Origin of the sequence: Streptomyces sp. NPDC017529 (genome assembly GCF_044329785.1) — a bacterium.
GTDB lineage: Bacteria > Actinomycetota > Actinomycetes > Streptomycetales > Streptomycetaceae > Streptomyces.
This window is the reverse complement of the sequence record NZ_JBIRJY010000012.1, coordinates 240906-254193: the sequence shown is the minus strand read 5'-3', so window position 1 is coordinate 254193 and position 13288 is coordinate 240906. Positions and strand designations below refer to the sequence as shown.

11 protein-coding genes are annotated in these 13288 nt (G+C 72.8%); 2 read left to right on the top strand and 9 right to left on the bottom strand.

The features are described 5' to 3' along the window. Positions 1-275: 275 nt before the first annotated feature. Positions 276-449, bottom strand: coding sequence for a hypothetical protein (locus ACH4K4_RS27795; protein ID WP_398171004.1), 174 nt, complete (start codon positions 447-449; stop codon positions 276-278). Between the two features lie 262 nt (positions 450-711). On the opposite strand from ACH4K4_RS27795, the gene ACH4K4_RS27790 reads away from it, so the two are divergent. Further along, the gene (locus ACH4K4_RS27790) at positions 712-3498 is read left to right on the top strand and encodes an AAA family ATPase (RefSeq protein ID WP_398171002.1); all 2787 of its coding nucleotides are present in this window, start codon (positions 712-714) and stop codon (positions 3496-3498) included. Between the two features lie 76 nt (positions 3499-3574). Here ACH4K4_RS27790 and ACH4K4_RS27785 read toward each other — a convergent pair whose 3' ends face one another. From ACH4K4_RS27785 to ACH4K4_RS27760, 6 genes are all read right to left on the bottom strand, one after another. Continuing rightward, positions 3575-4222, bottom strand: a complete 648-nt coding sequence (locus ACH4K4_RS27785) for a hypothetical protein (RefSeq protein WP_398171000.1) — start codon at positions 4220-4222, stop codon at positions 3575-3577. Next, on the bottom strand, positions 4219-5340 hold the full coding sequence (locus tag ACH4K4_RS27780) for an ROK family glucokinase (RefSeq protein ID WP_030023694.1): 1122 nt from the start codon (positions 5338-5340) through the stop codon (positions 4219-4221). Before ACH4K4_RS27780 ends, ACH4K4_RS27785 begins: the two co-directional genes overlap by 4 nt. A 278-nt stretch (positions 5341-5618) precedes the next feature. Beyond that, a complete protein-coding gene (locus ACH4K4_RS27775; RefSeq protein WP_398170998.1) occupies positions 5619-6491 on the bottom strand; it encodes an ATP-binding cassette domain-containing protein in 873 nt (290 codons plus the stop codon). Further along, complete coding sequence (locus tag ACH4K4_RS27770; protein WP_398170996.1) at positions 6488-7558, bottom strand: ABC transporter permease; 1071 nt, start codon at positions 7556-7558, stop codon at positions 6488-6490. Before ACH4K4_RS27770 ends, ACH4K4_RS27775 begins: the two co-directional genes overlap by 4 nt. Continuing rightward, the gene (locus ACH4K4_RS27765) at positions 7555-8568 is read right to left on the bottom strand and encodes a sugar ABC transporter substrate-binding protein (RefSeq protein ID WP_398170994.1); all 1014 of its coding nucleotides are present in this window, start codon (positions 8566-8568) and stop codon (positions 7555-7557) included. The genes ACH4K4_RS27770 and ACH4K4_RS27765 overlap by 4 nt, the downstream gene beginning before the upstream one ends. Before the next feature lie 443 nt (positions 8569-9011). After that, the gene (locus ACH4K4_RS27760; RefSeq protein ID WP_360140676.1) at positions 9012-9731 is read right to left on the bottom strand and encodes a GntR family transcriptional regulator; all 720 of its coding nucleotides are present in this window, start codon (positions 9729-9731) and stop codon (positions 9012-9014) included. Between the two features lie 211 nt (positions 9732-9942). Here ACH4K4_RS27760 and ACH4K4_RS27755 point away from each other — a divergent pair, with 211 nt between their 5' ends. Then, positions 9943-10680 (top strand): GNAT family N-acetyltransferase, encoded by a 738-nt coding sequence (locus tag ACH4K4_RS27755; protein WP_398170992.1) that lies wholly within the window; start codon positions 9943-9945, stop codon positions 10678-10680. A gap of 277 nt (positions 10681-10957) precedes the next feature. Here ACH4K4_RS27755 and ACH4K4_RS27750 read toward each other — a convergent pair whose 3' ends face one another. Next, the gene (locus tag ACH4K4_RS27750; protein ID WP_398170990.1) at positions 10958-12157 is read right to left on the bottom strand and encodes a cytochrome P450; all 1200 of its coding nucleotides are present in this window, start codon (positions 12155-12157) and stop codon (positions 10958-10960) included. 135 nt (positions 12158-12292) lie between these two features. Beyond that, a complete protein-coding gene (locus tag ACH4K4_RS27745) occupies positions 12293-12958 on the bottom strand; it encodes a bifunctional 4-hydroxy-2-oxoglutarate aldolase/2-dehydro-3-deoxy-phosphogluconate aldolase (protein ID WP_398170988.1) in 666 nt (221 codons plus the stop codon). Positions 12959-13288: the final 330 nt, after the last annotated feature.

Below are 13288 nucleotides of genomic sequence, written 5' to 3'. Positions count from 1 at the left end.
GATTGTCAGTGACTATTGCGAGACCGGAAGCCCGATCGGAAACAAGACGGGCAGGCGTGGGGAGTGGTTCGGGAAAAGACGGCGCACCCCGTTCACTCCCCGAGCCATCCGGGTGAATAACGCGCGAAACGGCACCGTTGCCGGTCGCGCCCCGGCCCGCGAAACGGACCGGAGGGTGTCAGCCCCGGTCGTACGGGCGCGGCATCGGAAAAGGGACGCACGCCGGGGACGCCCTGCGGGCAGGACGGTGTCAACGGCCCCGCACGGGGCACCCGTCAGATAGGGCAGCAGCGTCTCTTGACGGTACGCAGTGGACCGGCCGGCGGCGCGGAGGCCCGTATACGGCCGCGCCCGGGGTACTCGCAGTTCTCCAGCACGTCGGGCACGTACTCCCCCACCGGCTTCCGCTCCTCGTGGCAGTCCGGCGGGAAGGACGCTCCGACCTGCATAACTGCTCCTCGCTTCAGAGGCATTCGATCGCCTCTACGCATTCGGCCGACGCCTCCTGCTGGTGTCGTGGTCGCGGAAGACCAGTCTCCGCGAGGAACCGGACCGCGGCATCCGTCGGGCGACTCGCCGTCCACCAACCGTTACCGGGCGGTGACTCCCCGGATCATGACGCGATCGGCACGCAGAACGCACCGCCCTATCAGCAACCCACTGACATAAGCATCCGTCATACGACGTGGATCCACCACGAGAGGACATCGGATGCTGGTCGGGCGAGAGCAGGAACGGGACGAGTTGGGCAGGCTCCTCGACGATGCGCGCGCGGGGCGCAGCGGCACGCTGGTGTTACGCGGTCCGGCCGGGATCGGAAAGAGCTCGCTCCTGGCGGACCTGGTGCAGCGGGCCGAGCCGGACGTGTGGGTGCTGCGCGCGGTGGGCGTGGAGGGCGAGGTCGAGCTGCCCTTCGCTGCGTTGCACCAGCTACTGCTGTCTTTGCTGCCGTATGTGTCCCGGCTGCCCGTGCCGCAGGCCGAGGCGCTGCGGGGAGCGTTCGGGATGGGCACCGCCTCCGCCGACCCGTTCCTGGTCGCGCTGGCCGCGCTGACCCTGCTCTCCGACGCCGCCGAGGACGCGCCCCTGCTGCTGGTCGTGGACGACGCCCACTGGCTGGACTCGGCGACGGCGGACGCGCTGATGTTCGTGGCCCGGCGGATGGACATGGAGGGCGTGGCCCTGGTCTTCGCGGTCCGCGACGGCTCCCGCCCGTTCCCCGCGCCCGGCGTCCCCCAACTCCAGGTGGAGCCGCTGAGCGAGGACGCGGCACAACGGTTGCTCGCAGCAAAGCTGCCACACGTCGCGCCGACCGCCCGCGAGCGGCTGCTGCACGAGGCCGGCGGCAACCCGCTCGCGCTGGTCGAACTGCCCACCGTACTCAGCCCCGAGCAGCTGGACGGCACCGCGCCGCTGCCCACCCACCTGCCCCTCAGCGACCGTCTTCAGCAAGTCTTCTGGCACCGCACGCTGGGCCTGCCGGCCGGCTACAACCGGGTCCTGCTGCTGGCCGCGACGGAGAGCAAGGGCGACCTGGCCACCCTGCTCGGCGCCGCCGAGGACGCGGAAGCCGCCATGGACGTGCTCTCCTCGGCCGCTTCCGAGGGCCTGATCATGCTGGACCAGCACCAGGTGCGGTTCCGCCACCCCCTGGTCCGCTCCGCGATCTACCAGGGGGCCTCGCTCAGCGACCGGCGCGCCGCCCACCTGGCACTGGCGGAGACCGTCGGCAGCGAGGACGACCGGTACGTCTGGCACCTGGCGGCGGCAGCGGTCGGTACGGACGACACCGTGGCCAAGCTGCTGGCCGAACTGGCCGAACGCAACCGGCGCGCCGGCGGGGTGGCCACCGCGGCCCAGGCGCTGTGCCGGGCCGCCTCGCTGGCCTCCGACTACCGCAGCCGGGCCAGGTGGCTGGTGGACGCGGCCGAGTGCGCGTGGACGGCGGCGAAGACCGCCCAGGCCGAGGAACTGCTGGACCGCGCCGAGGCGCTGACGGACGACCCGGCCCTGCGGGCGCGCTCGGCCCGGGTGCGCGGTGCCATCACGCACGCCAGCAGCGACCCGGCCATCGCCTGCCGGATCCTGCTGGACGGCGCCCGGCTGGTGTGCGACACGGACGCGGAACTGGCCGGGGAACTGCTGGTGATGGCGGCCCGCTCGGCCTGGGTGGCGGGCGCCCCGGCGAAACTGACGGAGATCGGCGACCTGATCGGCCGCCTGCGCCCCACCCCCGCCGACCCGGCCCGTACCGACCCGGCGGACGGTCCCCGGACCGCCACCGACACCGGCATCACCGACTACTTCTCCCGCTGCTTCCACTACCTGGGCGGCCTCGCCCCCGACAACCCCCACGGAGGTCGCCCGTACACCCAGGACATCTCGGACGCCCGTATGGCCTGGCTGTCGCCGGCGCACCTCAAGCCCTGGGTCTGGCCCCCGGTGTTCCTCCCCTACCTGACCGGGTCCACGGAAGAGATGCTGCACGCGCACCAGCGGGCGGTCGACAGCCTGCGCAAGATCGGCGCGGCCGGCGCGCTGCCGATGTCCCTGGCCCCGCTGGTGGCGCTGCAACTCGTCACCGGGCAGTGGCCCGCGGCGCTGTCCCACGGCACGGAGGCCCTCACCCTCGCCGACGACACCGGCCAGCTCGGCGCCGCGAGCCACCTGCGGGCGATGCTGGCCTGGCTCGCCGCCGCGCAGGGGGACGGCGAGCGCTGCCGCGCCCTGGCCGAGGCGTCCCTCGCCGTCTCGGTGCCGCGCCGTATCACCTCCGCCGTGGGGCTCGCGCAGTGGGCACTGGGGTTGCAGGACCTCGCCGAGGGCCTCCCGGACCGCGCCGCCCGGCTGCTGGACGAGGTGGCCTCCCCCGGCGGGCCCGCCGGGCACTTCATGGTGAGCTGGCTGGTGCTGCCCGACCTCGTCGAGGCGGCGGTACGGGCCGGGAAACCGGACCAGGCCCGCGCGGCGCTGCGGCGCTTCGAGGTCCAGGCCATGCCCGCCCAGCTCCCGCACCTGCGCGCCATGTGGCTCAGGTGCCGGGCCCTGCTCGCGCCGTGCGAGGACGCCGACGAGCTGTTCACCGAGGCGCTGAACGTCGCGCACCCCTCGGCCTTCGACACCGGTCGTACGCATCTGCTCTACGGCGAGTGGCTGCGCCGCAACCGCCGCATCAAACCGGCCAGGGAGCATCTGCACCAGGCCGAGACGTATCTGCGCACGCTCGGCGCCCGCCCCTGGACGGAGCTGGCCGGCCACGAACTGCGCGCGGCCGGCGACCGCGGCCGCAACCAGCCGGCCCCCGACCCGTCCGCCGAACTCGGCCGGCTCACCTCAAGGGAGCTGCAGATCGCCCGGCTGGCCGCCGAGGGCATGAGCAACCGGGAGGTGGCCGCGCGCCTCTTCCTCAGCCCCCGTACCGTCGCCTACCACCTGTACAAGCTCTTCCCCAAGCTCGGCATCACGTCCCGTACCCAGCTCTACGGCAAGTCCCTCTGAGGTCCGCCGTAGGACGCCGCATGCCCCGCCGGAGCGTTCCGGCGGGGCATGCGGGCGGAAGTGTACGGGTGGGGCTTCAGCGTTTGAAGGCGACCGTCGAGACGACGTAGACCACCGGGTGTCCGGGCTCGTCGAAGTTCACGCTGATGTTCTGGCCGGGGTGCGGGTCCCCGGCCTTCACCGAGGTGCCGGCCCACTGCCCGCCGGCAGCCAGGTCCCAGCCGACCTTCGCCGCCTGCGCCCCGGTGATGGTGATCTCGCCGTCCTTGAGGGCGTCGCGGCTGGTGCCCGCCCAGCGGAGGTAGTGGTCCAGACCCCAGTCGTTCGTACGGAACTGTACGTACAGGGAGCTGCGGTGCCAGGCGTTGGCCTCGTAGTAGTAGACCGGCGTGGAGCCGGCCGGGATACGGACGTTGTAGATGCGCTGCTGCACCTTGGAGGGGAAGTCGTTGTAGAGGCCGGTGGAGGCCGCTTCCTCCTCCTTGCTCTGGCCGCTGTCCCGGCTCTGCTCGGCCGAGATGACGATGTAGCCCGCCGGGATCGCGATCAGCAGGAAGACGATCACCGCGGTGAGCCAGCGGCGCCGCCGCCCCGGGCGGGACGCCGGGCCCCCGGAACGTTCCGCCTCCGGCCCGTCCGGAGGCCCGCCGGGTCCGGTCCCGCGCTCGGCGCCCGGCTCCGGCTCGCGTTCCTCGGTCATGGCCGGCTTGACCTGCTCCGTCATCGGCGGCCCGACCGTTCGTAGCGCTCGTAGCGCTCCACGCGCCGCCGGTTGGCGCGCCGGAAGCGGCGGGCGACCAGGCGCGCCAGGTCGGCCGCGCCCACCATGCCCGCCTCCGGGCCCAGCTGCGCCTTGGCGATACGGGCCTCGGGGCGGTAGCCGCGGCCGGTCAGGGTCCGCCGGAAGGCGTCCCTGGCCGGGCCGATGAGCAGGTCGTCGGCGGCGCTGACGCCACCGCCGATCACGAAGCAGGACGGGTCCAGCGCGGCGGCCAGGTTGGCGATACCGACGCCCAGCCACTGGCCGATGTCCTGGAGCAGTTCGACGCACATCGCGTCGCCCTCGCGGGCCAGCTCGGTGATGAGCGGGCCGGTGATGTCGGTGACGCGGCCGCCGACCCGGTCGATGATGTTGTAGGCGACCGGGGAGTCGGCGGCGGCCAGCTCGCGGGCCTCGCGGACCAGCGCGTTGCCGGAGCTGTACTGCTCCCAGCAGCCGCGGTTGCCGCACGGGCAGCGGTGCCCGGCCGGCACCACCTGCATGTGGCCGAATTCGCCGGCCACCCCGTACTTGCCGCGCTTGACGGCGCCGTCCTCCAGGATCGCGCCGCCGATGCCGGTACCGAGCGTGATCATGACGAGGTGGTCCTCGCCGCGGCCCGCGCCGAAGCGCCACTCGGCCCAAGCGGCCGTGTTGGCGTCGTTGTCGACCATGACGGGCACCGCCAGGCGGCCCGCGAGGCGGTCCCGCAGCGGCTCGTTGCGCCAGTTCAGGTGGGGGGCGAACAGGACGGTGCTGCGCTCGGCGTCGACCCAGCCGGCCGCGCCGATGCCCACCGCGTGCACGTCGTGCCGGTCGGAGAGGTCCAGCACCAGTTCGGTGATGACGTCCTCGACGACCTTGGGGCTCTTGGACTTGTCGGGCGTCTCGGTGCGGACCTTCTCCAGGATGGTGCCGTCCGCGTCGACGACGCCGGCCATCACCTTCGTGCCGCCGATGTCGATGCCGACGGTCGGCACGCGGGGCGCGCTCAGGTGGGAGCGCCGCTCGCGGGTGCCCACCGTGCGCAGCACGGTCGCTCTGGCCGATCCTCGGTGCACCCGGTCCCGGTACGTGCTCATCGACCCACCTCTTCGCCGTTGCGGTGGCGGCGGCTGCGTGCTCGCAAGAGTCGTCTCGTCCCTGCGGGTGTCGGGAGGCCGGGGCCTCGGGCGTGCGTGGTCCGGTGTCGTGCTCGTTCGGTGCCGTACGCGTACGGGCGCGCTCCCCGGGGCCGGGCCCCGGAGTGCGTGAGCCGTGCCGGCGGCGTTGACGTGCACGGTCCGGTGCGATTGTGCCCTACCCGCGGTGCGCGGCGCATGGCGGCGCGGGCCCACCGGAACCCGCGCCACCGGCCCGCTCAGTGCGTCGGGTGGCCGCCGACGTGGCTGGGCTCGGGCGCCCGCGCCAGTTCGTGGCTGAGCTGTTCCAGCTCGCTGCCGCCCGCCATCTGGCGCGTCAGCTCGTCCAGCGCGATCTCGGACCTGGTGTGGCTGCCGGCCATCGTGCCGCGCTTGAGGAGGACGAAACGGTTGCCCACGAGGTAGGCGTGGTGCGGGTTGTGGGTGATCAACACCACGCCGAGGCCGGCGTCCCGCGCGGCCGCCACGTACTTCAGGACGACGCCGGACTGCTTGACGCCGAGCGCCGCCGTCGGCTCGTCCAGGACCAGCACCTTCGCGCCGAAGTACACGGCGCGGGCGATGGCCACGCACTGCCGCTCGCCGCCCGAGAGCGTCCCGATGGGCTGGTCCACGTCGCGCAGGTCGATGCCCATGCGCAGCAGCTCCGCGCGGGTGGTCTCGCGCATCAGCCGCACGTCGAGGCGCTTGAAGGGGCCGGCGCCCTTGGTGGGCTCGGAGCCGAGGAAGAAGTTGCGCCAGACCGGCATCAGGGGGACGACGGCCAGGTCCTGGTAGACGGTGGCGATGCCGCGGTCCAGCGCCTCGCGCGGGGAGGACAGCCGGGTCTGTTCGCCCTCGATGGCGAAGCGGCCCGCGTCGTGCTGGTGCAGCCCCGCGATGATCTTGATGAGGGTGGACTTGCCCGCGCCGTTGTCGCCGAGCACGCAGGTGATCTCCCCCGCGTGCACCTCCAGCGAGACGCCTTCGAGGGCCTTGATGTTGCCGTAGAACTTGCTGACGTCCGTCAGCTCGACGAGGGGCGGTACCACCTCCGGCGGGCCCGCGCCCTCGGCGCCCGCCGTGCTCCGCGGCCTGTCCGGGTTGCTCATTTCGTCGCCTCCGCGCGCTTGCGGACCCATGCGTTCAGGAGCGTGGCCAGCAGCAGCATCGCCCCGAGGAAGAACTTGTACCAGTCCGGGTTCCACTGGGCGTACACGATGCCCTTGCTGGCCATGCCGAAGATGAAGGCGCCGACGGCCGCGCCGATCGCCGAGCCGTAGCCGCCGGTCATCAGGCAGCCGCCGACCGCGGCCGCGATGATGTAGAGGAACTCGTTGCCGACGCCGTCGCCGGACTGGATCGCGTCGTACGAGAACAGCAGGTGCTGCCCGGAGATCCAGGCCGCCAGCGCGACGCCCATGTACAGGCCGATCCGCGTCCTGGTGACCGGCACGCCGACCGCGCGCGCGGCGTCCGCGCCGCCGCCCACCGCGAAGATCCAGTTGCCGACGCGGGTGCGCAGCAGGATCCAGGTGGCGAGCGCGACCAGGCCGATCCACCACAGGATCGTGACCTGGATGTCCACGCCGCCGATGCTCAGGTGCGACGCGAAGAGCGCCCTGGCCGAGTCGAAGCCCTCCATGTCGGCGATGGACTTCGTCGAGACGGTGCCGCTGATCAGCTTGGTGAAGCCGAGATTGAGGCCGGTCAGCATGAAGAACGTACCCAGCGTGATGATGAAGCTGGGCAGCTTCGTACGGGTCAGCAGGAAGCCGTTGAAGACCCCGATGGCCAGGGTGACCAGCAAGGACACCCCGACGCCCACCCAGACGTTCGCGGTCATCTGGTAGCTGAACATCGACGAGACCAGCGCCGAGCTGACGACCATGACGCCGGCCGACAGGTCGAACTCGCCGCCGATCATCAGCAGCGCCACCGGCACCGCCATGATGCCGATCGTCGACGACGCGTACAGCACGGTCGAGAGGCTGGAGGCGCGCAGGAACGTGTCGGCGGCGAAGGAGAAGAAGAGGAAGACCGCCGCGGCGCCGACCACCGCGCCCAGCTCGGGGCGGCTCATCAGGCGGCGCGCCAGCGACCGGTGCACCAGCCGCTCGTCCGGCTCCGCGCCGCCTCGCGGTCCGCTGTCCTTCACGGGGGTGTCCGCGGTGCTCATCGGGTCCCCCGCTTCGTGTACTCCTGCAGGGCCGCCGCGTCCTTCTTGGTGATCACCTGGGGTCCGGTGAAGACCGGCTTGCCGCCGCCGAGGACGTCGGCGTTGTACTTGTAGAGCCACAGCAGGTCCACGGCCTGGTAGCCCTGGAGGTACGGCTGCTGGTCGACGGCGAAGCCGAGCGAGCCGTCCTTGAGGCCGTCGGCGACCTTCGCGTTCAGGTCGAAGGTGTCGATCTCGGCCTCGCTGCCGGCCTGCTCCTTGGCCTTGACGGCGGTCGGTGCGAACGGCGCGCCGAGGGTGACCACGGAGTCGATGTCCCCGTCCGACTGGAGCTTGGCCTCGATGGTGGACTGGACGTCGGGCATGTTGGTGCCCTCCACGTACAGCTTCTGCATCTCGCCCTTGAAGGTCTTCTTCGCGCCGTCGCACCGCTGCTCGTGGCCGACGTTGCCCTGTTCGTGCAGGACGCACAGCGCCTTCTTGCGGCCCCGCTCGTTCAGCTCCTCGCCGACCGCCTCGCCGGCCATGGTCTCGTCCTGGCCGACGTGCGTCAGCGCCCCGTACGCCTTGGAGACCTCGGCGCCGGAGTTGACGGTGATCACCGGGATGCCGGCCTTCTCGGCCTTGGCGACCACGTCCTTCATGGCGTCGGGCTTGGCCAGGGTGACGATCAGCCCGTCGACCTTCTGGTCGATGTAGGACTGCACGAGCTGGCTCTGCCGCTGCGCTTCCTTGTCGTGCCCGTAGACGAACTTGATGTTGTCCTTGTCGGCGGCCTGCTTGGCGCCGCTCTGGACGATGTCCCAGAAGGTGTCGCCATCGCCCGAGTGGGTGACCATCGCGAAGGTCCACCTCGGGGTGTTGACGGCTGCCTTGCCGCCGGCGGTCTGGGCGGCGCGCGCGTCCTCGGCGCGCTTGCCGCCGGTGCTGCTGCACCCCGCCAGGGACGCGGCGAGCACCGCTGCCAGCACCGCGGTCACCGCGCGTACCCCTGTCCGAACCCTTGCCACGAGGTCGTGCCCTTCTCGTTGCTGTCGTTGCTGTCACTGTGCGCCTGGGGCGCTGTGCCGGGTTTGGGCCGAAAATGATCGGTCCCGGCCGCCCAAGTATCCGTTACGCCTGTTCCGTGTGGGGTCATCGGGTCCCGCCGCGTGCGGTCGGCGGGTCCCGCGCCCGGTGCACTCCTCCGGCCTCGGCACATCCTTGGCGGTAATGGTCGCCGGGCCGGTCGGCCGCCTCTTCTTGAGGAGCCCGGCGGCCGCCCCGACCCTGGTGGCACGGCGTTCGGCGGCACGGCGTTCGGCGGTACGGGGCTTGCGCACGGTACGCATCGTGGAACCGCCCTCTCTCCCGCGCCGCCCGACTGCGGCTGGAGGAGTTCTAGCGGCGGGCGACGAGCCCCGTCAATGCTTTGTCAGAACATTCTGACCCGATCAGGGCCGGTGTGGCGGCCTCACGGCCGTACGAGCAACTGGAACTCGAAGGCATACCGCGAGGCCCGGTAGACGTGCGACCCGAACTCGACCGCGCGGCCGGTGTCGTCGAAGGTGGTGCGCTGCATCGTCAGCAGCGGGGCGCCCTCGGGCTCGCCGAGCCGCTCGCCCTCCTCGACCGTGGCGGCGCGCGCGCCGACGGCCTGGCGGGCGCTGTGCAGCGTGATGCCGGCCCCCCGCATCAGGCGGTACAGGCCGGTCTCCTCAAGCTGCTCGGTGCCGAGGGCGAGCAGACCGGCCGGGAGGTGGTTGCGCAGGTGGGCGACGGGCTCACCGTGCGTGAGCCGCAGCCGCTCGACGAGCGCCACCTCGGCGCCCTCCGCGATCCCGAGCGCGGCGGCGACCTCGGCGGTGGCCTCGGTGGTGGTGTTCAGCAGCACGCGGGTGGCGGGCTTCTGCCCGGCGGCCTCCAGGTCGTCGTAGAGGCTGCTCAGCTCCAGCGGGCGCTTGACCTGGCTGTGGACGACCTGCGTACCGATGCCGCGGCGCCGCACCAGCAGCCCCTTGTCGACCAGCGACTGGATGGCCTGGCGGACGGTCGGCCGGGAGAGCCCGAGGCGTCCCGCCAGCTCGATCTCGTTGCCGAGCAGGCTGCCGGGGGCCAGCTTGCCGGTCTCGATGGCGGCCTCCAGCTGCTGGGACAGCTGGAAGTACAGCGGGACCGGACTGCTCCGGTCCACGCTGAACTGCACGGGGCTCTCGGCGCCCTTGGACTCTGTATCGCGTTTGCCCACGGCGCGAGGGTATCCGGCCGAACAGATGACGGGAAGTCCGGAGGTCACATTGTCCGGACAATAACGCCCGGGTGCGTCCGGAGCCCCCGGAGCCCGGTGGGCGATGATGGGCGGCAGCACCGTCCGGCCGCCCGTCCCTGGACCAGGAGCCCGTACCATGCCGTTGCCGGCAGAGCCCGCCTTACGGCCTTACCACCCCGCGGACGAGTCCGCGGCGCTGGAGCTGATCAACGCCGACCTGCTGCCGGGACAGCCGCGGACGACCGCCGCCATGCTCGCCGAGGCCCTCGCCGGCCGCTCCCGGGCCGACACCGACTGGTGGGCCGAGCTCGACCCGCCGACGACGGACGTGGCCACGGGCCCGCGCGGCGAGGTGGTCGGCATCGTCTCGTACGCCTTGCGCCGCAAGGACGACTCCGGGCTGATCCTGTGGGCACACTGCCGCGAGGACCCGCTGGTCGCCCGCGCGCTGATCGGCCGCGCCACGGACACCTTCACGCCTCGCGCCGTGGACGCCTTCCACCTCACCTCGGCGCTGACGCTCGGCCTGGAGGCGCTGCCCGCAAGGCACCGTCCGGCCACCCGCGCGGCCCTGGAGCGGTACGGGTTCGCGGGCGAGCGGCGATGGCGCTACCTGCGCCGGGAGCTGCCGGCCCCCGACCTGCCGCGCGCCGACGGCGTGACCGCCGGGCCGGGAACCGACGACGACCCGTTCTCCCGGTACCTGACCGTGCGGCAGGCGGCGGACACGGCGGAGGCGCTGATCGGCACGTGGGACGGCTGCGGCGCGCTGTGGTGGATCGGCGTGGCGGAGCACGCCCGCGGCCGCGGGCTCGGCCGCCGGCCCTGGGCACCGCCCTGGCGGCGCTCGGCGACCTGGGCGCGACGCAGGTGATCCCGCTCCTCGACGACGCGGACGACGCCACCGCCCAGGACGTACGGGACCGCACCGCCGCCGGCGCGCTCTACGACCGGGCAGGCTTCACCGAGGTCGACGTGCTCTACGCCTACACACGCCCACCCGGGCCGTGCGCCCCCTTCCCCGCTTCGCCATCCAGGCGTCCTCGCACTTCTTGTACGTGCCGTCGTGCGTCGCCAGGTGGACCCGCTGGTCGACGTACTCCTTGACCGACACCCCGCCCATGGCGATGCCGCGGCGGCGCGCCGGCTGTCTACCGCCAGCGCACCGGCAGGTGGTGCGGGCCGCGCATCAGCATGCCCGTACGCCAGGTCAGCGCGTCGGCGCCGGTGTCCAGGGCGAGTTCCGGGCAGCGGTCCAGGAGGGTGCGGACCGCCGTGCGGCCCTCCATACGGGCCAGCGGGGCGCCGAGGCAGAAGTGGATGCCGTGGCCGAAGGCCAGGTGGCCGCGCGTCTCGCGGGTGATGTCGAAGGTGTCGGGGGCCGTGAAGCGTTCGGCGGCGCGGCCCGCCGCCGCCAGCCCGACGAGGACGAACTCGCCGGCCGGGACGACCGTGCCGCCGATCTCGACGGGCTCGGTGGTGAACCGCCAGGTCGCGTTCTCCACCGGGCCCTCGTAGCGCAGCATTTCCTCGACGGCGTTGTCCAGGAGGGAGGCGTCGGCGCGCAGGGCGGCCAGTTGCCCGGGGTGCCGGAGCAGCGCGCGGACGCCGTTGGCTATCAGGTTGACGGTGGTCTCGTGGCCGGCGACCAGGAGGAGGAAGGCCATGCCGAGCAGTTCCTGCCGGGACAGCTGGTCGCCGTCCTCGTCGCTGGTCCGCACCAGTGCGCTCAGCAGGTCCTCGCCCGGCGCCTGCCGCTTGTCCTCGATCAGACCGGCCAGGTACACGCTCATGTCCCGGGCGGCCGCCGCGGATTCCTCCTCACCGGTCGGCGAGATCAGCTCGTTGGACCAGGCGCGGAAGGTCTCCCGGTCGATGTCGGGGACGCCGAGCAGTTCGCAGATGACGGTCATCGGCAGCGGGAAGGCGAGCGCCTCGACGAGGTCGGCGCGGCCGTCGGGGGCGGCGAGCATGGCGTCCAGCAGGTCGTCGGTGATCTGCTGGACGCGCGGGCGCAGCGCCTCGACGCGGCGGGTGGTGAACTCCCTGGCGACCAGCTTGCGCAGCCGGGTGTGCTGCGGCGGGTCGGCGTCGAGCATGTTCATGAACTCCCACTCGACGGGCTCCTCGGGGCCCATGAGGGTGATGCCGGCCCGGGTCCAGTCCTTGGCCAGGCGGGGGTCGGCCAGCGCGGCCCGCGCCTCCTCGTACCCGACGATGAGCCACGCTTCCTGGCCCTCGGGGATACGGACGTGGTGAACCGGCCCCTGGGCACGCAACTCGGCGTAGTACGGGTGGGGGTCGGCGACGAAGTCCGGTCCGTATGCGCTCAGGTCGATGATGTCCGCCATGGTGCTGTCCGCCCCTCGTAACGTTTCCCGTCACCGTACGTACACCCGGGGCGCGGGACATCGGCCCCGCGGAGGAGGCCGGGGGCGGCACCTCCTCCGTGAGGAGTGCTCCGCCTGCCGCACCCGGGGGCGGCCTCAGACCTCGTAGAGGCCCGCCCCGGGGCCCGCCGGGTGCGGCGGGGCGGCGTCCGCCAGGCGGGCCAGCAGGTCGGAGGCGCGCTTGGCGACGGTCTCGCGGTCGCCGTCCGAGAGCGCCGCCCCCATGCCGACGGCCACCGCGCCGGCGGCTATCCACTCCGGCGCGCTCTCCACCGTCACGCCGCCGGTGGGCAGCACGGGGGCCTGCGGCAGGGCGGCGCGGACGTCCCGGAGCCAGCCGGGGTGGTGGGCGGAGGCGGGGAAGAGCTTGAGCGCGTCGGCGCCGAGCTCCAGGGCGCGGACCATCTCGGTGGGCGTGCTGACGCCGGGGAAGACGGGTACGCCGTAGCGGTGGCCGGTGCGGATGACCTCGGCGTCCAGGCTGGGGGAGACCAGGAAGCGGGCGCCGGCGTCCACGGCCATCCGGGCCGAGACGGCGTCCAGGACGGTGCCCGCGCCGATGACGGCGTCGTCGCCCAGCTCGCGGCTGAGGGTGGTGACGGCCTCCAGCGCGAACGGCGTGGTCAGGGAGATCTCCAGGCTGGTGATCCCGGCGGACAGCAGGGTGTCCGCGGTGGCGCTGGCCTCGTCGTAGGTCTCGCTGCGGACGATGGCGAAAACGCGCTGCGCCAGAGCGGCCCGGGTGATCTCCCAGCGGTACACGGCAGTTCGCCGCCTTCCTTGTCTCAATCGCCTAACCCGTCGCCGTGCCCCCGCGGAACAGCCGGGCACACGGCGCCTCCTGGGCCGTGCCGCGCAGCAGGTGACCACCTCCTGGTCCCTTTGCCACCGTTGCCCGCCCATTCGTCGTTTCTACCGAAACGCTACCGGGGACCACCGACAATTCTCCCGCGGGGGTGCGCCAAAGCAGCGGCGGGGGGGCGGGGGGGGGCCCCCCCCCCCCCCCCCCGGCCCCCCGGCCCCCCCCCCCCCCCCCCGCCCCCCCGCCCCCCCCCCCGCGGGGGGGGGCGGGGGGGGTGTGCACCGCCAACA